Annotated in this window: 14 protein-coding genes; 1 reads left to right on the forward strand and 13 read right to left on the reverse strand. The window is 70.2% G+C overall.

Annotated features, from left to right (window positions below):
- Positions 1–432 precede the first annotated feature (432 nt).
- From ABZ914_RS03795 to ABZ914_RS03810, 4 genes are all read right to left on the reverse strand, one after another.
- Positions 433–603 carry a hypothetical protein gene (locus ABZ914_RS03795; RefSeq protein ID WP_500191447.1) on the reverse strand — a complete coding sequence of 57 codons (171 nt, stop codon included), beginning with the start codon at positions 601–603 and terminating at the stop codon, positions 433–435.
- Between the two features lie 825 nt (positions 604–1,428).
- Positions 1,429–2,241, reverse strand: coding sequence for a tyrosine-type recombinase/integrase (locus tag ABZ914_RS03800; protein WP_500191448.1), 813 nt, complete (start codon positions 2,239–2,241; stop codon positions 1,429–1,431).
- A 129-nt stretch (positions 2,242–2,370) separates the two neighbouring features.
- A complete protein-coding gene (locus tag ABZ914_RS03805) occupies positions 2,371–2,982 on the reverse strand; it encodes a hypothetical protein (RefSeq protein ID WP_500191449.1) in 612 nt (203 codons plus the stop codon).
- Positions 2,983–3,033: 51 nt separating this feature from the next.
- Entirely contained in the window at positions 3,034–3,561 is a 528-nt protein-coding gene (locus ABZ914_RS03810) for a hypothetical protein (protein ID WP_500191450.1), read from the reverse strand.
- Positions 3,562–4,073: 512 nt separating this feature from the next.
- On the opposite strand from ABZ914_RS03810, the gene ABZ914_RS03815 reads away from it, so the two are divergent.
- Positions 4,074–4,199, forward strand: a complete 126-nt coding sequence (locus ABZ914_RS03815) for a hypothetical protein (RefSeq protein WP_500191451.1) — start codon at positions 4,074–4,076, stop codon at positions 4,197–4,199.
- Positions 4,200–4,972: 773 nt separating this feature from the next.
- On the opposite strand, the gene ABZ914_RS03820 is transcribed toward ABZ914_RS03815, so the two are convergent.
- From ABZ914_RS03820 to ABZ914_RS03860, 9 genes are all read right to left on the reverse strand, one after another.
- Positions 4,973–5,686, reverse strand: a complete 714-nt coding sequence (locus tag ABZ914_RS03820; protein WP_500191452.1) for a hypothetical protein — start codon at positions 5,684–5,686, stop codon at positions 4,973–4,975.
- A gap of 329 nt (positions 5,687–6,015) precedes the next feature.
- On the reverse strand, positions 6,016–6,300 hold the full coding sequence (locus ABZ914_RS03825) for a hypothetical protein (RefSeq protein ID WP_500191453.1): 285 nt from the start codon (positions 6,298–6,300) through the stop codon (positions 6,016–6,018).
- 572 nt (positions 6,301–6,872) lie between these two features.
- Positions 6,873–10,103: an NACHT domain-containing protein gene (locus tag ABZ914_RS03830; RefSeq protein ID WP_500191454.1), complete on the reverse strand. Its 3,231-nt coding sequence runs from the start codon at positions 10,101–10,103 to the stop codon at positions 6,873–6,875.
- A gap of 207 nt (positions 10,104–10,310) precedes the next feature.
- Positions 10,311–10,706: a helix-turn-helix domain-containing protein gene (locus tag ABZ914_RS03835; protein ID WP_500191455.1), complete on the reverse strand. Its 396-nt coding sequence runs from the start codon at positions 10,704–10,706 to the stop codon at positions 10,311–10,313.
- 669 nt (positions 10,707–11,375) lie between these two features.
- Complete coding sequence (locus ABZ914_RS03840) at positions 11,376–14,936, reverse strand: helicase-related protein (RefSeq protein ID WP_500191485.1); 3,561 nt, start codon at positions 14,934–14,936, stop codon at positions 11,376–11,378.
- Between the two features lie 312 nt (positions 14,937–15,248).
- Entirely contained in the window at positions 15,249–16,892 is a 1,644-nt protein-coding gene (locus ABZ914_RS03845; protein WP_500191456.1) for a hypothetical protein, read from the reverse strand.
- Positions 16,893–16,977: 85 nt separating this feature from the next.
- Positions 16,978–17,457, reverse strand: coding sequence for a helix-turn-helix domain-containing protein (locus tag ABZ914_RS03850; RefSeq protein WP_500191457.1), 480 nt, complete (start codon positions 17,455–17,457; stop codon positions 16,978–16,980).
- A gap of 989 nt (positions 17,458–18,446) precedes the next feature.
- Complete coding sequence (locus tag ABZ914_RS03855) at positions 18,447–19,583, reverse strand: NUDIX hydrolase (protein ID WP_500191458.1); 1,137 nt, start codon at positions 19,581–19,583, stop codon at positions 18,447–18,449.
- On the reverse strand, positions 19,580–19,891 hold the full coding sequence (locus tag ABZ914_RS03860) for a hypothetical protein (RefSeq protein WP_500191459.1): 312 nt from the start codon (positions 19,889–19,891) through the stop codon (positions 19,580–19,582). Before ABZ914_RS03860 ends, ABZ914_RS03855 begins: the two co-directional genes overlap by 4 nt.
- Between the last annotated feature and the right edge of the window lie 1,026 nt (positions 19,892–20,917).

Consider the following 20,917-nt stretch of genomic DNA (forward strand, 5'->3'; position numbering starts at 1 on the left):
CGCCCCGCCGGGGGGCGCCGGCCCCCCACCGCGCGCGCCCCCCGCAACTCGGCCTCGGGGGCCTGGTGGCGGCCCTGTTTGACCTGCATGTCGGTGACGGCGGCGTCAGCGGCGCGGTGTCGCGGGCCTGTACGGCAGCTGTCAGCTGTCGGCGGGAGGCTGGCCAGGTGCTGGTGGCGTGACTTGGCCTGGAGTTCGGTGGCGGTTCGGCCGGCGGCGGCCAGGTGCTGCAGCGCTGAGTGGCGGAGTTGGTGGAGCGTCCAGCCGTTGCCATGCGGGTCGAGGTCTCGGGTGGTGGTCTTGAACAGGTATTCGGCGCGGGGGTAGGACAGTCGGCCGCGGGCGGTGGCCGGGCAGATGTTGGCGGGCGCGGGGTCCGGAGGCGGGGGCGCGGCGGTCGGCCAGGAACACCCGGCCCGCTCGTGCCGCCCTTCAGCAGGCGTGGCAGCAGCCGGGCGGTGCCGGTGGCCCAGTGCACGTACTCGATCGCGCCCCCTTGGACACGATCCGGGCCCGGCGGATCTCCAGGTCCAGGTCCTCGATGTCGGGGGAGAGGATCTCTTCGGCGCGGGCGGCGGTCTCGTACAGCGTCCGCCACAGCACCCGCTCGCGCAGCGCGTTGGCGTCGTCGGCCAGCAGCTTGTCCAGGCGGGCGCGAGGGATCGAGCGATCACCGCGGCGGGCGGGCTTGCGGCGGGTCAGCCGCCGGGCTGGGTTGGTTTCCAGGAGCTCCTGGCGCTGCGCCCAGGCGGTGAAGGAGGTGAGCGACGTGCGACGCTTGCGGACGGCTGTGGCAGGTCGACCCGGAGGGCGCGTGCCCGCAGTGCCCTGCGATCGTGGGGGCCGTCACCGAGGAGCGCCGAAGAGGCCGAGCAGCTCCGCGCGAACGGCGGCGGAGGCGAGCCAGTGTCCCGGGAGGCGCTCCTCGCCGAACCGACGGCCAGCCTCTGGGAGGGCGACGAGTGAGCCGGACCGACGCCCGGCACTGATCGGGTGCCCCGGTCCGCCCCCGGTCGGCCGCGCGAGCGCCGCCGCTGAATAACGGCCGAGGGCGGTATGAAGCGCGGGCTATTTTTTGGGCATCCGAGGAAGGTGGGGCGCACGAAAAGCGCAGCTCAGAGCAGGCCCAATCAGGGCGCATAAGGCAATTAATGGTACCCGACTAAGGGTGCTGACCTGGGCAAACGCTGTCAGGTCGGCTACGGTTGGCCTCGCGAAGGCCCCCCGGGAGATGCCTGGAAATCTCCTTACCTCCTCTTGGGAGCAGCGAATGCCGGACCCTTTTGGGAACGGGTGGTTGGTGCAGCTGATTCTGATCATCTGCGCGCTGATCAGCGCGGCGTGTGCAGTCCTCCAGGCAGCGGCCACCGTCTCCTCGTTGCTTTGAAGACCGTCGCCCGGCGCCACGGTGGGCATCGGCCAGCTATGTCACAGGCCGATGCCCACCGTGGCGTTCTCGATGAGTTCGTCCACGATGTGGATGTAGCCGAGCAGGGCGCGGCTGTCCCGCATCCAGCCGCCCTGGTCGGCGATGACCTCGGTCCGCTTGCCGGCCTGCCGGGAGAGGGTGGCCAGGCTGACCCGCAGCGTGTGCCCGGACAGGCCCTCGACGCCGGCGCGTTCCCCGCACGCCTGCACGTGCTCGCTGATCGCCTTGTCGCCCATCCCGGCGCGGGACTGGCGGATGCCGCCCCACCTGGTGGTCTGGAGCAGCGCCGGTTCGTCCGGGTCCAGATCGGCGACGGCGGCCCAGCCCAGCCTTGCCTGCACTGGGTCGGTCAGCTCGTGCTCGCCCGAGGAGACTGTCACGGTGCGGCCGCCGCGCTTGCCGTACGGGATGGTCACGCGCAGCGCGTCGCCGAGGTCGACGATGTGGCGGGCGCGCAGCGACGCCAGTTCGCCGCGGCGGGCGGCGATGCCGACCCCGACCAAGAGCAGCGCCTGGTCCTGCAGCCCGGCCGGGGTGTCCGGGCATGCCCGCAGCATCGCTTGGAGCTGGGCGAGGGTGAGCGGCGGGGCCTGTCTGCGGCCGCGCGGCGGGTGCCCGGCTTCGGCTTCGGCGCGGATCTCGGCGGCGAGCACGGTCCGGGCCTGCCGGGTGGCGGCCCGGTCGATCTGCACGCTGCGCTCGGCGTGGCCGGCGGCGATGCCGGCGGGCGCCCGCTCGATGGTGGCGGGGGCGTGCCCGGCCAGCCACCGCCACTTCACGTACGCGGTCAGCGAGCCGCGGGTCGCAGGCACCTTCGGGATGTCGAGCGCTTCGCAGAACTCGGTCCAGCTCGTCCAGCCCTGCGCGTACGCGTGCGGCGAGGTCGCGCAGCGCCTGCGCGCGCTGCACGGTCTCCGGTGCGATCTCCAGAACCATCGGGGTCACTCCGCGGCGACGCGGGCCTCGCCATAGGGGCGCAGCGCCGTGGCGAGCCCGGCGGCCGCTGTCAGCACGGCCTTCCACTCGGTGGCGGGCTCGGGGCCGGTGCGCGGCGTCCGGCGGGTGAGGGCGTCCCGGTGCGTGATCCGCGCCGCGGCGAACGCGCGGTGCACTGGCTCCACGTCCTGGTGCGTCTGCGCGAAGTCCAGCACGGCCGAGTCCAGGGCGACCAAGACGTCGGAGTTGTGCCTGATGACCGGCAGCGCCAGCAGGTGGTCTGCGAGCTGCAAGGCGCTGTATCCGCGGAAGTTCACCGCTGGCCGCCCGGCCGGAGCTCGGGGTATCTGCGCGGCCGCGTCCACGGGCAGCCCGGCCAGGTCGAAGGTCCGGTCGACCTCCAGCATGGTGGGGGCGCCGAGGGCGACCGCGGGCGCGCTCGGGTCGCGGCGGGACGGCCGGTCCCAGGTGACCGCGGGCTGGGTGCCGGTGGTCGCGGTGTAGGTGACGGTCTGGCCGGCCGGGGTGGTGATCGCGAGGGTGATCGTCCAGCGGGGCGGGCCGCCCGCTGCCGGGACAGCCCGCGCGACGGAGGTCTCGGGGGTGAGGCCGGTCATCGGGGTTGGTGATCCTTTCACTGCTGGTCGAGGGGCATCGGTGCGTGCGGGTCATTCGATCCGCAGGGGTCGCAGGGGCCGTTTGATGCTGGTCAGTTCACCGGAGTCGGGGGCGGCGTCGGGGATGCGCACCAGCAGGACGGTGCGGCTCCAGCTCACCCGCATCGCGAATTGCCAAGCGTGGTCACCGGTGTGCACGGCAGCGAGTAGCCGGACCCTCCGGGCGGAGTAGCCGGCGTTCGCTGCGGTGGCTGTCGCTGCGGCGAGCGCCCGCTCCAGGGGCAGCCGCGGGGGTGAATCGCCGGGCGCAGCCTCGCCGGGACGGAACTTGCGGAGTAGACGCTTCTTGGCCAGCAGCCCGCCGGCGTCCATCCGGTTGCCGATGATGCCGGCGACGGCCGAGGTCCAAAAGAAGTGGAAGGCGTCGTGCTCCAGCCAGTCCAGGACCTGCGTCCAGGTGGAGGCGTCTCCGAACCCGCTCGTGGCCGTCGTCCGCTTGAAGGCGCGCCGGATCTGCCACCGCTCCCGGAGCCGGAGGACAGGAAGCCACAGCCGGCCGAGCCAGCGGTGCCGGCTCAACCATGACCTCCGGCCGGGTTCAAGTTCTTTGAAGATCTCCTCAAGCGGTATGCCCCGATCGTCATCCGAGCGACGGAGGCCGGGGGGCGGTAGATCCGGGTCAGGGTCGGTCATCTTCTACCTCCGATAAGGACGTTATCGGAGGTAGAAGATCGCGACCGGTGAAGGCGCCGGTCAGTACCGGCCAGCTCCAGCCAGGCCATCGAACACATGAGCGATCCGCCAGCGAGCAGGCGCGAAGAATAGCCGACGAAACTCACCGGCGACCATTCGGGGCACCCCGACCGCCCCCTTGGGTTGGGGCCGGGGATGGCCATGCAACGAAAATTCGGTGACGCAGAAACGCCATTCCCCGCTCCTCCGATGCCGAGCATGCCGTAGATTGTTGGGTGGTTCGATGGTCTCGGCTGGACCCCCGCTCAGCCGAAGCCTGGGCGCGGTGCTGCCCGCTATCACGCGGCAGTGTCGACCACTTCGAAGCGCGGCTTGCGTCGCGTAGAGAGGGGAACCACATGTCCCACCCACCGGAGGAGCCGAGGGGTCCGCACGAGCGAAAGCTCTTGCTCCTTAAGGCCGGCGCGCTGGTGCTCGCCGCGGCGAAGTTCATCTTCGTCGTCATCCAGTGGTTGGACTCGTAGGGGCCCGACCGAGTGATCGGTAGGCCCCTACGGTCCAGCGCCCCGTCTCGTGTCTTTGCTTAGCCGGCGGAGCACGAGGCGGGGTAACCCGCAGTCGAAGATGCTTATCTCCTCGGGTTCAGACTCCATCATAGCTTCCCCTCTTCCAGTCGTGCCGCGTCCTGTCGCTAAAAGGTGATTGTATTTTAGGGCCTCTGGCGACTTAGCAGACTAGGTTCTTCCATCGTCTCGCCTTAAGGGCCGTATCAACTGTACCCTTATCCTGCCCGCCTAATGAATAGAGAGAGTCGAAGGGCAGACTGCAGTAGTAGCGGACAGGCCGCACTCAAGTAGGTTCAGTCTCTTAAGCCCACTGTTCCCCTACAGGTTCCATAGACTCTACTCCGCTTGCCCCTTCCTCTTAACGCCAACTACGTACCTTCGCTGTGGATGCATACAGTGCTGCACCATAGTCGCGCGATAGAACAAGCTATCTATTCGACTTAACCAACGAGGCATGAACGAGGGCCAAACGGACACTCGCTGATCATTGCGTCCGCCGCCATGGCTGTGAACGGCCCTCAGGGCGCCGGAGAAGTGTAGAGCTTCTTGTGAAGGTAATCCCCTTCGGCGGGTCGCGTTCTCGCGCCAGGGGCCGACTCAGCGAGCCGACTTGGTGACTCATCAAGATCATTTTGTGCTGATCGGGTGATTCAACCGGATCAGGGGGTCCACGGTGAGCCTGGCCGGGGGCACGGTCGGACGATGAGAGCGTTCTGAATCGACGAGGATTATTACGACCATGCGAACGCATCGGACCAGCTCAGCCGGTCCGACAGCTCATGTGGTTCTCCCTGCTGACGAGGGTCGGGCGCGTGGTCGGCGCCGGTCAGCGGCACCGCCGCCGGGGACGAGCCTTGCTGATCTCGCGGTGCTGCAGGGCGACCTGGACCAGAGCCTCGCGGCGGGTACCGTACTCGGGCCCGGGCGGTGAGGGTCAGCGTCCAGGTGAACGCCCTCGCGCCCTTGTCGGTGGGGTCGGCTCGGTCGGCTCGGTCGGTGAGCCGGACCGCCGCTCGGCGCGTGAGGTGTGCTTCCTCCACCACCAGGTCGACCAGGTCGGTTGGGGACGCGGCGGCCGCGAAACGGTTCTTGGCGCGCAGCATCTCCAGCCGGTTGGGTGCCAGGCACTGCCCGGACAAGGTGATGACGCGGGCCTTGAAGGAACCGGGCCCGGTCCACGCGCCGTCGACGTGCTCCCGGTCCTCGACCACGGCGGCCACCGTGGAGCTGCCAGACCAGCTGCACGACCCAGATGCAGCCGGCGTCGTCGATGACGTTGCCCTGCCCGCCGCCGTCCCCGCCGAGGGTGTAGACCGGCGACGCCACTGGAGTTCCCACTTCTGCAGCTCCCCTCCCTGTCGCAGCGACACGATCCCGGCGATCTCCTCCTCGTCGTGGTGCGGCTGGGCGTACACGTTCACGATGATCGGCGGCCGCTTCAGCACCCCGGTGCTCGTGGCGCGGGCGGCTGCCTGATGGCGAGGCCGATGGCGCGTTCGGCTCGAATGCGTCATCACGACCGGTGTTCGGGCTGCTCAGGCGGGGGCGAGTTTCTGCGCATGAGCTGTCATCTGCCCCGTCATCTGGTCGGCGGTCGGAGTCGCCGGGTGATCGGGCAGCGGTGCTGGGCGAGGGTGTGTCGGCGCGATCGCCGGATGGCGGCTGCGCTCGCCGGTCGTGGTGGCCGTCGGCGGGTCGCGGTGCGGCAGCCGGTCGGGGGACTGGTCGCGAGTATGCCGCGCGTCGTGCCGCCTTGGTGGGGAGGGTTTCCTCCTCATACAGGCGGGGGGCCCTGGCGCGCTGAGCCTGGCCGGTCGTCGCAGGACAGCCAGCGGCGATTCTTCAGGCCGATCAGGAGCCGTTCGGTGTAGGCGCCCAGCAGTACCGCGGCCGGGGCGGGGTTGTCGGAGTCGGGCCGTGGATCCGACAACTCCGGTCGCGCCTGCCGGGCGATGAGGGTCCAGCTGGGCCTCCGGCCGTGGTGTTGGTGAGCGTAGGCGCGGACCCATAGAGCCAGGTCCCGGCACAGGTGCTGGTCGTCCAGATCCTCGTTGGCCACCTCGCGCATCCGGGCGGCGGCATCGGAGTGTCTGCGCCGTAGGTTCTGCAGATAGCGTCAGCGGTGGCGCAGTCGAGCCGGTCGACCGGGCATGTGCTGTTCTCCTTCGCGATCGCCTCGCTCACGACGCGCCTTGCGTATCCGCAGGTCACAAACGTTCCTGCAGATCATCGTGCCGATTCCGGGCGGGGTTGGCCAGCAGCGTGAGGGCGCGGCGCGGCGTCGGTCTCACCTGGTCGAGCCTGATTCCGTCTGAGGTCAGCGGGCGCGAGCTCCGCTGGAGGACCGGTGCTACAGGTTTTGCTGTGGTGGATGTGATGCCGGTACGGGTGCTGGCATGCAGCTGTGCGCGCCCCTTCGGGATCTCCAGTATCCGCAACAAAATGGCTCTGGACCGGCTGCCCGGCCACAGGAGCCCCAGGTCGAGGCGCGGGAGCGTCCGGGCCGAACCGGTCGGTCGTGCCCTCGGTTGGCTGGGCGGACGCGCCCCGTGCTGGTGGTGCCGCCTTCGCCCCCGGTGAATGGAGGCGTTCACTGGGGCCTGAGCATCGCGCCGCAGACGCTGGCCCGGCTCAGGCCCGCACCAGAATAAGCACCTCATCGGGTACGTCCAACCCTGATATTCGTTTCTGCAGGGCGGTCACGGCGTAGAACACTGTCATCAACTGTTGCGCTATTGAGTCTTCGCGGTTCTTGATCTCGGCCAGTAGCTCGATCCGGATGCTCGCCAGGAGCCGGTCGCTGGGTGGGGCGGTACGATCAAGGATCTGCCGCAAGAGCTGATGCACATGGTCGATCTCTTGTGTGCGCAGTGGCACCTGGGAGCGGATTTTGATGAGGAGGTCGGTCGCTTCCGACCAGTCGGCGATGCCAGCGGGTTCGATGACCGACAGAGCCGCGTCGAAGAACTGGTCGAAGTCGGTGAGAAGGTCGCCGGGCTTGCCTTTTCCGACCTGGCGGCTCCAGTCATAGAGAAGCCCGTAGTAGCATGCCACGGTGTTTGTCCCTCTGGTCAGGGGCAGGTTGGTGGTCGGCGGCGACAACCGGGCGTCTTCGCGACCTTCAAGCGCCATCATGACGGCGAACATCAGTTCGGTGGTCTCGGGCTTGGTGGGGAACATCGCGTAGATCTCGGCGACGATCCGGGGTGCCAGGGGCTTGAAATACGGCGACGATGGTCTGAGGTCGGCGTGCGGCCATGGCTCCCTGCGGAGGGCGGCGGATGCGTTCTCAAGGGCGTGGTCGAGCCGGGCCGCGGCGATGCGGAGAAGTTCGTCCGCCAAGTTGCCGGCGAGGAGGTCGGCATCGTCGAGTCTTTCGAGTTTCCGTTCGAGGGCGACATTGCCCGTGCCGTCGATTTTTTCGTCGAGGCTCAATGCGTGCAGCATGGCGGTCGAAATCGCATTCGCCATGGTGAAGGGCATGCTTATTCCGAATTCCTTGCCCAGTTCGGCTGCCAGGGCGTCGGCCGGGAAGTCGGACGCGCCGGTCTCGTCCAAGAGGAGCCCGAACGCCAGGGTCAAGGCGCGGATGCGGACCGCGATCGGCGAATTGTCACGCCCCTGTGTTTCCATCACGCGGGTGAGAATGCGGTCATTTCTGCGGAACCGGGGCGTAGGTTCGATGCTTGAATAGAGGTAGTGGGCCGTTGTCCTGCGGTCTTCTCGGAGATGGTTCTGAAAATTCAGTTCGATGCGCGGGTGCGGCCATGTGCCGGTGCTGGGCCTGTGGATTTTCGGCTTCTGGTCCGCCTCGGCGCTCCAGGCCGGGTGGCGGGTGAGGTCGGCGACCAGGCCCATGGCGGGGTCGTCGAGTTCCTGCGGGGTCGGCAGCCGGTACGCGGTGCCGTCGTCGAAGTGGCCGTTGAGCCAGGTGAGGAAGCGCTCGGCATCTCCTGCCCACATGCCGAGCACGGCGCCGAAGCCACTGGTTCCGGCGCCGTGGGCGGCGGTTCCGGTGGTGGGGAGGTCGATCGGGGTGCATCGTCCGGTGGCCTGGTCGGCGCGGGCGAACAGGGCCCACAACTCCGCGTCGACGGGGTGGGCGCAGACGGTGGTGCTCTCGTTGAGCCAGATGACCTCGCGCAGGCTCCGGGCCGCCCGGACGGCGGTGACCAGCCGTTTGCGGGCCTGGTCGGCGGGTTCCTCGGTGAGCAGCGCATCCAGTTCGGCGCGGACGGCCGGGGCGATGGTGCGGGCCTCGTCGGCGCAGTCGAAGGCCAGGGACAGGGCCCGGACGGTGCCGCTGGCCAGGCAGGCGGAGACGATCGGCGTGGCATCGGCGGTCGCCGACCACAGCAACGTGGTCTCGCGCCACCATGGATCGTCGACGTTGGCCGCGAGCCGCCCGGTGGCCTCGGGGAGGGAGCCGAGGCGGGCGGCCGCCAGGTACTCCTGGAGCGTGAGATGGGCGAAGCCGTAGCGGCCGTGCTCGCGTTCCACCAGCAGGCCGCTGCGGCGCACCTCTTGGAGGAACGTCGCGGGTGAGAGGGTGGTGGAGGTGCCCGCCAGCTCGCCCGCGATCGCGTCGGCCGCCTGTCCGGTCGGGATGTCGCGGAGCCGGCCGTCCATCATCGTCAGCGCCAGGACGCGCATGAGGTGATCCTTCTGCGGGCCTGTGAGCCCGGTCGGGTCGGGCAGGCCTTTGGCGTCCTGCCGCAGGTGGACCAGGACGTCGCACATCTCGGCGTACAGCGCGGCGCGGCTGCGGGGCAGCGCTGGCCGGTACTTGTGCACGTTGGCAATCATGGTGAGCAGTAGCGGGTTCGCGGCGAGGTCGTACAGGCCCGGCCGCGACCGCAGCTTGGCGAGCAGGTCCTCGGCGGCCTCGTGTGCGTCCAGCCGGACGCGTGCGCCCTTGGTGCCGGTTTCCCGGCAGAGGGTCGCGTAGTACCAGCCGTACAGGAATCTCGAGATCTGCTCTCCAGTGAACCGGCGGACCTGCAGGACCTCGGCGCGCGGCAACGGATTAGCGGTGTAGCCCTGCGGCCGGGACGTCAGCAGGTAGACGTTCCCGGGATAGCGGTCGAGTTGGCGGCGCACCCAAGTGACCACGGTCTCCCGCTGCGCCTGGTCGGCGACCTCGTCCAGCCCGTCGAGCATGACCAGGCATCTGCGGCGGTCCAGTTGCCGTGCCAGCCACGACGCCGGAGTCCTGCCCGATACCCAGGGGGCGGCGGCGCAGACCTCGGGAAGGCCGGATGCGGGGTCGGCGAGGATCGCGGCGGCGTGGTCGCGCAGATACAGCAGCACAGGCAGCCGTCGGCGCCGCAGCCCGCGCCACCGGCGGCAGTGCTCCAGCGCCGTGGCCTGCATCAGCGTCGTCTTGCCGGTCCCCGGGCCGCCGATGATCGCGAAGACTCCGCCGGTGTCGTCGTCCAAGAAGTCGCGCAGCGACCGGCGGTGCCCGGTGGTCGACCCGGCGTGGCCCACATAGGCCGCGGACGCGGCGTCCTGCGGGGTCTGCGGTTTGAGGCTCACGTCCACGTACACCTGACGCAGCTCCGGGACGTACACGCCGCGCGTCGTGATCCCGATCGTTTCCAGCCGCTGGACGTGCGACCGCAGCTGCCGCAGGTAGACGGCCCGCTGCCCGGGGCCGCCCTGGCCTGCCGGGGCCTGGCGGGCGTCGCGTCGCGCCAGCCACTGGTTCACGCCCTCCGACACCAGGCTCAGAACGAACGCGGCGACGGCCCACCGCAGCGTGAAGGTCCCGCCGTTGAGGATCTGGTTGACCGCGACGCCGACCGCCACCGCCAGCGCCGCCGTCGCGGCGATGCGCAGCGCCCACCGAATGACGCGCAACCCGCCCCCTTCACGATCGGTCCGCCGATGGCCCGATCCCAGCATCGGAGTGCGCGGCTGTCAGCTGGCCACGAAATACCGATGCGGCCATTAGCGGCCTTAGGGCGCCGGCCCCTTGATCCCAGACGCCCGTGATCTAGTCCCGTGGTCAGGACGTACGCGCCGACCAGGCCATGGAAGAACCTCACCGAATGATCCGGCGCAGCTCTACGACTTCGGTGTCCGCCGACTCCCGCACTTGACCCGCCCGCCGGGGATCGCCGGAGGCCTGTGGAAGGGGACCTGCGGGAAAGGAACGCAGAAGGAGGCTGTGGAAGGGGAAGTCCGGCCTGGCCGGGGGGAGACGTGGGGCTGGGGGGTGGGGTCCTTGGGCCGGCGAGCGTTGTCTAGCAGGTCGCCAGGGGGGAGTTGCAGTCCGTCGGCGATGCTCAGGATCGTCAGCAGCGAGGGGTTGCGGCGGCCGTGTTCGATGCTGAGCAGGAATCGCCAGGAGATCCCGGCGGCCTCGGCGAGGGCCTCGATGGTCATTCCCGTCTGCTCTCGCGCGGTGCGGACCGCAAAGCCGAAGGCCTGCAGGCGCGGGTCGGGAGCGGAAACGGGCACCCAGCGATGCCAGCAGCGCCACCACCACAGGCACCATGAACGATAGTTCAGGATCCGCAGGTCAGGGTGTGTGGGGTTCGGATGATCCAGGATGACCCCGGCATGCTGCCGACAAGTCGTCGATCACGTCGGCGAGGGTCGCGGCGACCAGTCCCCACGCCTGCTCCAGGCCGTGCGGGGCGTCGGCGGCGTGGCGGGCGGCCGCCTGGTAGCGGTTCACCGTTCCGTCGGGTGCGAACAGCCGGTCGGTGATGCTGGTGAGGACGGCTGGGGCACGGTCGCCCAGAGCGCAGACCGTCGCGTACCTGGATGACGCCTGACCTTCCGGCTGCCATGCGGCAGCGCATCCCACGTGACCTCGCGCCGGGCTCCCCGCCGGGTTCGGGTCCTGCTCGGTGCGCGGGTGCGAACGGTCTCGGCCGGGCGCAGGACGAGCGGCCCATGGCCCTAATCCGGCCCGCAGCGCGCCGATCGCCGCGTCGGCCTGCGACAGTGTCGGTGTCGGGCGGGTCTGCGGGGTGAGGGCTTCGGGAAGCGCCGCCCGCAGATCGCCTCTCGTGCTGTCGGCCGCCGAACCCGCAGGTCCACCCTCGCGTTGGCGGGCGGAGCCGGGTTCGGCGGGGTGTTCGACCGAGCGGGGGGAGGCATGGGGACGGGGACGGCCGGCGGTCATGGCCGGCCGTCCCGACCGCCCCTGCCCCCTCCGGTGCCGGTGAGCAGGATCCAGCAGACCAGGTGCAGTCGCTGCTGGCTGTGTTCTGCGGGGACGTCGTGGGCGGTGGCGACGGCGGTGCGCGCTCGGTCGACCAGGTCGCAGATCATTTCGATGTGGCGGCGTTCCAGCGGCTGCGGATCGCGGCCTGCGCCCCCACCAGTCGTCTCATCGGCGCGCCCGCTGCCGCCGGTTGTGCGGCGCCTGCTGCTGGTCGTGTCGTGGGCGGCGGTGTGCATCCAGGGGGCTGGGTCGATGCTGACGCGGTGCAGGCAGCGGCCGGTGTCCACGCTGATGTGTCCGGCGTGGGGGCCGGTGGCGTAGACGTGGGCGAAGCCGGCGGTGTGCGAGCGGCCGTCGGCGGCGTGCACACGAAAGCACAGCACGGCGCTGGTGTCGCGGGCGTGGCCGGCCACCACCGCTCCCGCGCCGGCGGGCAGGGCGGTGATCGCGGCGTCCAGGTGTTTGATCCGGCGGGCGTTGCCGAGTCGGGCGTGCGCCCAGCCGGCCTGACCGGCGTCCAGGCTGGCGCCCGGGCCGGCGTCGAGGGAAGCGGCAGAGGAGACCGATGGCTGGGCCGCTGGTTTTGCCGCTGGTTGGGCCGCAGTCTGGGGCGGTGTCTGGGCCGGTGGTGTGGTGTCGGCGCGCGGGCCAGCGAGTGCGGCGGCCGCGTCGGGGTGCCAGGCGTCCAGGAGACTGATGTAGCTGCGGCAGGGGGAGCCGGGGAACAGTGGAGTGGGCACGCCGACGGTGTCGGCGGCCAGGTGGGCCTTGCGGGTCAGGATTCCCATGATCGGCAGGATGGTGTCCAGGGTGTCGGCGGGCAGCATGCTCCAGCAGGTCACTGTCGGGTGCGGGCTGCCGACGCGGTCCAGGCGGCCGATCCGCTGCCCGATCCGCTGGGGGTTCCAGGAAAGGTCGTAGTTGACGCACAGGGCCGCCTGCTGCAGGTTGACGCCTTCGGAGAACTTGTCGGTGCAGATCAGCACGTCGTAGCGGTCGGTGGCGGCCGGGATGGTCGCTTCGGTGGTCTCAGTGGCGGCGGTGGCGGGGGCGAACCCGGTCAGCATCTGTTGCGCCGCGGCCGCAGAAGGGGGCTGGCGGTGGCCCAGGTTGGCGATTCGGCCGGCCAGTGCGGCAAAGCGGGGATCGGTACGGGTCAGCTGCTCCAACCAGCGCCCGAGGTCGTGGGTGGTCTCGCGGGATCCGGCGAACACCACGATCTTGGGGCCGCGTGGATCGTGCAGCGCCTTCAGCAGCACCTTGGCCAGCGCCTCCTTCTTGGGGTCGGCGTCGATCAGCGCGCGGGCCCGGCCCGCCAGCCGCTCCAGGATGCGGGCGTCGTGTTCGAGGTCGGCGCGCAGCGCTGCCGTGTCGAAGCCGTCGGCGCTGTGCACGTCAGCGCCCGCGGCCGCATCGGCGGTGCCGCCGACCAGGTCGTCCAATGCGTCGTCGGTGGCGTCGTCGCCGTCCCACAGCGCGACCACCGACGCCGGGATCCCGGCGGGGTCGGTGGGCAGGGTGTGGACCGTGCCGCGGTCCAGGGCCGCCAAGGCCTGCCGTGCGGTGGTGGCCATCGCGCCAGCGGTCGCGGCGAGCGCGGCGGCAGAGGACTCCAGCCGTTTGCACAGCAACGCCCGCAACAGCCCGGTCAGCAATGCCGGGACGCCCGCCGAGGCCTTCGGGTCATCGGGGTCGAGCCGGTAGGCGCCGGTCAGGTAGGCCGCCAGGGTGAGCGCGGCGGGCTGCCCGGTGCCGCCGCGCACGGCCGCCGCAGCCGCTTGCAGCGCCGGCGGCAGCGGCGGGGCCTTGCCGACCTGGATGCGGTCTGAGTGGCCGACCGCATCCAGCACCGCCACATACAACTCGCACAGCCGCGGGGGCAGGGGAACCTCGACCCCTTCGTGGTGCACGGTCGGGAAGCGCAGAGACCCCGCGCCGGGATAGGCGCGGCGCAGGAAGGGCCGGTCGCGGCGCAGCATCCGCGCGTGCGTCACCTGGTGGTACCAACTGCGTTCGGCTGGCGGTGCGGCGTGCGGGCGGGCCAGCACCTCCGCCAGCCGCCGGCCAGTGCCGCTGCGGGCGGCGGCGCGCGCCTTGTGGAAGGTGCCGCGGCCGACCCAGGCCGGGTCCAGGGACCGGTCGGCCAGGGCGAGCAATTCGAACAGGTCGGCCGTCTCGTTGTGCAGCGGGGTCGCGCTCATCAGCAGCACCTGCGGGTCCAGCCCGTAGCCGCGTTGCGCGTCCAGCAGGGACCGCACCGCCTGCAACCGGACGGTGAGAGGGTTGCGCAGCGCGTGCGCCTCGTCCACGATCAGCAGCCCGCACCGCTGCCAGACCTCGGCGGCCCGGCCATCGGAAACCACCATGCGGGCGCTTGTCGTGCCGGTACTTGTCGGGCGGGCATCCGAGCTCTCATCTGGGCCGCTATCTCGGCCGCTATCTGGGCTGTGGTCCGTGCCGTCCTGTGGGCTCCCGTGCGGATCGTCGGTCGCGGTGACCCGGCGGTAGAGCTGGACCTGCCGGTCGTAGGAGATCACGGTGACGCCCGACAGTCCCCACTCGGCCAGCCGGCGCCGCCACATCGGCCGCAGGCCCGCGGGCGCGACCACGATCACCGGTCCGCGGCCCTCCAGCAACGTCAGCCGGGCGACCTCCCCGGCGATGTAGGTCTTGCCGAGCCCGACCTCGTCGGCGATCAGCGCGCCGCCGTGCCGGGCCAGCATCGCCCGCACCCGCGCGACACCGTCGCGTTGATAGTCGGCCAGGTCCATCACCGGGCTGGCGGGGGCGTTGACCTCGTGGTCGTAGGCCTCGGCGAGCATCCGCAGATACACCAGCTCATGGGGGTGTGCCTGGAACAACTCGGTGACCAGCGCGGCCAAATCATAGTCACGCGCGTTCCGCCACCAGCCGCGCGCCGCCTCCAGCGCCGCACGCGCCTGCGGCGCCGACACCGCGGCGTTGAACTCCAGGTTCCGCCGCAGCCCCGCCGCGGTGAGATTGGAGGAGCCGGTCACCGCCCGGACTTTGCCGTCCCGGTCCACCACGGCGGTCTTGGCGTGCAGGTAGCCGCGCTCGTAGCGGCGCGCTTCCAGCAGCTCGCAGCCAAGCAGGTCCGACAGCCGGAGCCGAGCCCCGGTCAACACGATCCCTGCCAGATCGGCGCGCAGCAACCGGTCGGCTCGACCGCACAGGGCGGCAAACACCGACGCTAGGGCGGCCACCGGCAGGGCTGCCGCTCCCAGGTCGGCTTCTGGGGCGGCCTGCCGGTCGGCGGGGTAGGGCTCCAGCGGCGCGCGACGCCACAGTTGCGCGGACTCCTCCAGACACATGCCCATCAACAGCCGCACCCGGTGCCCCGCACCGGTCAGCTGCTCCAGCGCGGGAGTGAGTTCCAGTAGCCCGCGGATCGAGGCGAATCCGGTCACCAGATGGACCCGACTGGGCCGGCGCCCAGCCACTCGGATCAGCCACTCGGTCAGGCCTGCGGCGACACTGCCCGCGGGTGTGTTCATCAGCACCAGCGACGCCTCGTCTCGCCGCGAACCCTCGTCTCGCCGCGAACCCGCAGGCGCAGCGCCCTCGCGTGGCGTGCTGCCGGGTGGAGACGTGGGCGGTGGCTGCGAGGCGCAGCCGGACGCGCTCGGAGACGCGTCGTGAGCGGTGCTGGAAGGCGGAGTATGAGGCATTGCTGGCTCTCCTTGTGCGGGCGCTCCGACTGGCAGGGCGAGTGGCTGGGCGACTGGCTGAACGGCCTGCCACGGTTCAACGGGGCGCTGGCCGGCGTGGTGGGCGGGGTGCTAACTGCGGGTGAGCTGGGAGGGCGGCTAGGCGGCGTTGCTACCGGCGTCCAGGTCGAGTGGTCCGACGCGGTGCAGGAAGCCGTTGATGACGCCGAGCAGGTCTTGTTCGCGGGCCTTGACCAGTTCGGGCGCCGCGATCGTCGCGGTTCCTGCGGACGGGGTCGGCAGGCAGTGCGCCGCGAGGGCGTCGTCGCCGCAGCGCAGTCGCTCGTAGGCGTCGCGGTTCCAGCCGCCGGCCTGGGCGAGGACCTCCGCGGTCGCCGGCGTCCCGAGGATGAAGTTTCCCAGCGAGGTCTCCAGCGGGCCGGGCCACAGCGTCACCAGCCGCATCTGCTCCTCGGGGAAGACCGCGTCGGGTTCGGCGAGGTCGGGCAGCCCGAGCCCGGACGGGCTCGCCGCGGCCATCGCGTACAGGCTGGTGACGGCGCCGAAGTGGCCGCGGCGGCCGGTCAGCTGGTCGCAGGTCACCGGCGGGGGAGGCCCGGCGGGCAGCATCAGCTGCGCCAGGGTGGCGCGGGCTGTCGGGTAGTCGGGGGCGCGCAGCAGCGCCGAGACGTCGGCGCCGGCCTGATGGGCGGCGCTGTTGTAGCGGCCGCGGGCCAGCGCGTGCACCAGCCACCGGTAGGGCAGCTCGTCGGTGACCGCCTGGTCGAAATGGGCCGCCAGGTGGAACAGCACCCCGATCGCCGACGGCATCGCGATCAGCGAGGCGTCCACCAGCCCGCGGCGCTGCAGCATCGAGATCACCTGCGTGCAGGCATGGCCGGCGCGCCGGGCGGCGGCATCGACCTGCTCGGCGGAGCTGTTGAACACCGACATGCGCCGCGCGTTGGGCGGCAGCAGCCGCTGCACCACCTCGTTGATCACCGGGAAGGTCGCCGCGGTGGCGAATCCTTCTCGGCGGGCGTGCCGCCACAGCGGGTCCAGCACCTCGCGCCGCACTCCGGGGCTCACCACGTCCAGGTACATCGTCTCGATCTCCGAGGCGTGCGCGGTCTTGGTGGAGGAGGCCTTGTTCATCTCCCGGTAGCACTCGGCGGCGTCGTGGACGTCGGCGTGCAGCCACGCCACCGGGATCTGGGCGTCCAGCAGCCGCTTGCGCATGTCGGTCAGCTCGGCGGCGAACTGGCTGGCCTCATGGGTGCGGGCGCCGGCACCGGCCTCGGCGACCAGCCGCGGGATGTCGCCGGGCTCGGCGCCCAGCAGGTCACCGAGCCGGATCTGCGGGTACTTGCGCGCCCGCATCGGCTGGATGTAGAGCCGCCGGGTGGACTCCAGCACCACCCCGACCTCCAGGCTCGGACCGCCCAGCTCCCGCCACACCTCGGGCGGGTAGCAGGCCGGGCGGATCCCGGCGCCGCCGGCCAGCGCGGTGCTGCGCTGCTGCCCGTCGACCAAAAAGAGCCTCGCCCGGGAGAACTTGCGGTACCGCCCGGCCCGGAGCGCCTCGCCGGGCGGCGGCACCCACCACACGAATCCGCCGATCGGGAATTGCGGCAGTCGGGCCGGCGAGGCCCACAGGTCCGCTGTCCACTGGACGTTGCGCTGGAAAGGACGGCCGAACTGGACGACGTCGATCTCGCCCTCGGCCAGCATCCTGAGCAGGTCGGCGAGCTTGACGTACGGCTGATCGAACGGGAACGGCTGATCGAACACGGCGAGCCCCACGGTTGACGACTGTCGTTAAGCGAGAACCGCCTCGCATGGCGCAAGCGGTGGGCCCATACCCCGCCACGACCGTGCCCAAGCAGCATCACTGCAGGTCACATGCATGATCAGATGTTTTGACCGGTATATTCTTGCTGCGGTTCAAAGCCGCCTCCGCCATGGCGGGGGAGCAGGAGTACGCCGCCGCGGCGGCCGCCAGGAACGCCGCGCGCGTGAGGTGCTGCGGCAGCCGCCCGGTCCGCTCGGCCCGCAGCAACGACCACTGCGACATCCCGAGGATGACGGCCGCCCGATCGGCGGTGAGCCCGGCCCAATGCCGCAGGTCCACCAGCCGCGCCTGCTCGGCGGTGACCGCCGACAACTGCGGCCCGCTCACGCCCAGCGCCCGGCACAGCACCGCGAACCGCGGCGGGTCGCAGCGTCGCCGCCCGGCCTCGTACTCGTGCACCTGCCGGGCCGGCACCCGCCCCCCGGTCAGCGCGGCGAGCGCGTCAACGCTGAGCCCCCTGGACACGCGGAGCCGACGCAGCTTGCCGCCGTCCAAGCTGACGTGACCATGAGACAAGCTCACTCCTTGGACCTCGACGATTCCTTAGAGTGATCAGCGAAGTGGTGGTGGCAGCGCCGCGACCATGAACGATGGTTCACCTTCGTTGCCGGAGGAACCAGCGCGAAGTCCAGCAAAGTCCACCAGAGGCCACCGCATCGGAGGCGCATCCGGCCGGACAGCGTGCGCCCGGCCCAGGCGGCGGCACGCCCGCCCCCTGCGGTCTGGTGCTGCGCCGTCTGCTGCTGGTCGGCGAGGCCTGCTTGGCCGGTTTCGCGTGATGGTCCTGGCTGCGCAGGCGGAAGGAGAGGTAACGGCGGCTGATCGGCCACGACGCCCCGGCTGGGTGACGAGGAAGGGCGGTTCGTGGCTTCTTCGGCCGACGGTGCGATCGTGACGGAGGGATCACCGGTGAGCTGTGTTACGGTGCAAATGCGGACCCGCCCCACACACGTGGACCAGCGGGTCTAGCTTTTTGTCAGCGTGCAGCGGTCGTCAACGGTGACGGCCCGCCGCAAGCGAGTGCGGAGTGCTTGGTGCGGCAGGGCGACTGCGTCAGGCATCGGGATGACCGGGCCGGCGCCGCTGAGGCCTCGATACCAGTCGGAAGCCGACCAGGGCGCAGGCGCCCAGGGGCAGGTCGCCCCCACGGCCGACCAGGTGGTCCTGTCTCTCGCCGGCGAGGATGAGCAAAGGAGACCGCTGGCCACCGATAAGGCGAGTTGGGGGCGTCGACGAACGGCTCGTTGGGAACGCCGAAAGCCCGAGGCGCCGCTTTGGTGAAAGGCCGCCTCTTGTGTCGCCCGAACGCCGGCGCGGGAGCCCGGATCGTCGGCCGCGCCAGTATCGGACGGCTGCGGGGTCTCGGGTGAGGAAGACGAGCTGTGTCTCGTTCGGCCAAGCCGGGGTCACGCACGCACCGCTCTCAAGGTCGCGCCGCTCGGGGTGGCCGCCAGGGCAGTGGCCAAAGGAGGCAGGTGGCCTGCCGCCCGGGGATTCGCCGACGATCATGGGTGCCCCCCTCGCCTTTGGGGCCGCACCATGGGCGGGTAGAGGATCTGTGCTTGTCCTCTGCGGAACAGTTCGGCGGGAGCGCCAGGCCGGCAGGTGCGTTTGTGTCTGGTCTTCACCAGGAAGCCTTTCGTGCTGCGGATCTTGCGCTGGAAATTCTGCGGATTGATCGGCACGCCCCACACCACCTCGTAGACTTCGCGCAGGTCACGGATGGTGAACAGGTCGCCGCAGAAGGCGGCCGCCATGGTGGTGTGCTCCAGCAGCCGCCGGGCGTGTTCGAGGCCGCGCTGCAAGATGACGCCGTGGTCGAAGGCGAGGTGGCTTTCGGGGCCCAGCAAGGATTCCTCGACCTCCACCCAGTCCGCCCGATGGGCGTCGGTCGCCCCGGTCACCTCGGGCAGGTTCGGGGCGACCGCCAGGAACGCGGTGGTGATGACCCGTCCGCGGGGGTCGCGTTGCGGATGGGAGTAGGTGTGCAGTTGCTCCAATCCAATACCGGAGCCTTCCAGGCCGGTCTCCTCTTTGAGTTCCCGTGCAGCGGTGTCGTGGAGCGATTCGCCCGGGCGGACGAACCCGCCGGGCAGGGCGAGCCTGCCGCTGAACGGTTCGGTGCCGCGCTTGATCAGCAGGACGTGCAGGGCGCCGGATCGGATGGTGAAGATGACGATGTCGGCCGTCGGCAGCGCCGCGATCCGTGGGCGCCTGACCGCTCGGGGGCGCCGACCGCCTCCACCGACAGCGGCTGCCAGGTCGCCAGCGGAAACCACCGTTCCCTCCGGGACGTCGATGGGGAGATCGCAAGGAGGCTCGGCGTAGAAGACGGCGAGGCCCCGCTCGTGGATGCGGCCCAGCTCATAAGCGGTGGTGCGGCCTATGTATCCGCCGGGATTGACCACGTACACCAGGTCCGAGGAGAAGATCTTCTCCAGCGTGGCCGCCTGGATCGCGTGGTCTGAGCACGACGGGGAATCGGATGCGAAGCGCACGAACTGTCGTCCATGGTCGGTAGGGCGCGACATCGGCGGGGACTTCACGGTGATGCCGGCATCGGCGAAGAGCTGCGCGGCCGCGAGGACCTGCGGGTAGTGCTGCCTAAAACTGCCGATCAGCGAAACCGACGGCCGGATCACGGCTGCTCCCGCCAGAGCCGGTTCGGCAGCGAACCGCGGTCGGGCCCCTCGTCGAAGGAGGCTAACTCGCGCCTCGGTTCCCAACGGTGTTCCCGCCGACCCTCGAGATTCGAGTGCGGCGGTTCTGGTGGGACCTGGAGTCGGTGAATGAGCCTGGCCGCGGCCACGCTGGTCCCGCTGACGACGGCGATGATGACCGCGGCCTCGTATCCCTTGAGGACCATCAGGGCCGCGAGCCCGAAAACAGCTCCGACAGCGAGCACGCCGACGGTCAGGGAAGTGATGGAGGACTTGACGATGCTGTTCATGCGCACATGGTGGCAGCGCGCAGGTGCGATCGCCGCCCGCGATAGCGCCCGCCCGACACTAAAGAGCCTGTTCTTCGAGGTAGAGCACGGTGCTTGCGGTAAAGCGTCAAAACGAACCCAACCCAGGGCGAGACACCACCCGCGGTACGCCATCCGCAGCGGGGCCCGGCTGCCGCCGATGACCGGATCGACCCCAACTGACGATGCGCCGGCCGCCGACGCGTCGTCCGCGGCGGCGGCCGCTGGCCGATCGTCGACATCTGGTACCGCGCTGGCACTGCGGCGGTTGCGGCGCATTGCTCGAGCCCGACGCACCGCGACCGGCACAGAAGCGGGGCGACGGCCACACCACCTCACCTGCGGGCCTTAAACACTGATCATCGAACGCGCGGCACCGTCGTTTCTGGCGCGCTGGAGGGTGAAAGTGTGATCACACCCGGTCAGTGCAACCGGAGGCCCCCGATGCGGGTAGCGACCTGGACTGGTGAACCGCTGGCCGACACCTGCGAGTGGGACAACGAGCCCGACAACAACGTCGACGCCCCGACGGACGCCATGACCTCCGAGCCCTGGCGGATCTGCCCCCCGGAGAGTACGTACTGGCTTAGCCGCAGGCGGGCTGACATGGTCGGTCCCGGACGGGTGAGCTGTGCGTTCCAGTAGGTGTCGGTGAACGCCGAGGGCGTCAACCCGATGATCACGTTGAGTGGTCAATCAGTGCCCTTCTCGCCCGCCCTGCACGTTCCGCAAGTGGAGCGTTGCCGATTGTCGTGACGTTCGATTGTGGATTAGACGACGCTTCGACGGTGACGTTGGACTACGCACAAGAGCAGTGATCTAGATCACAAAAAGGAAGATCACTGGGCATCTTTACGAAGGTTAACTAACCGTTTACCTTGAGGGAGCTTTATCCGTCCTTTATGCCCTTGGGGTCTTTGTGCGCCCTCGTGCCTTCAGTGCTGCGCGTCGCCGTGCGTCTGGTTCAAGATTGCTGGTGTTGCGGTGTTCTGCATGGTCAGCCAGTTT

Origin of the sequence: Spirillospora sp. NPDC046719 (assembly GCF_040645715.1) — a bacterium.
Lineage (GTDB): Bacteria > Actinomycetota > Actinomycetes > Streptosporangiales > Streptosporangiaceae > Spirillospora.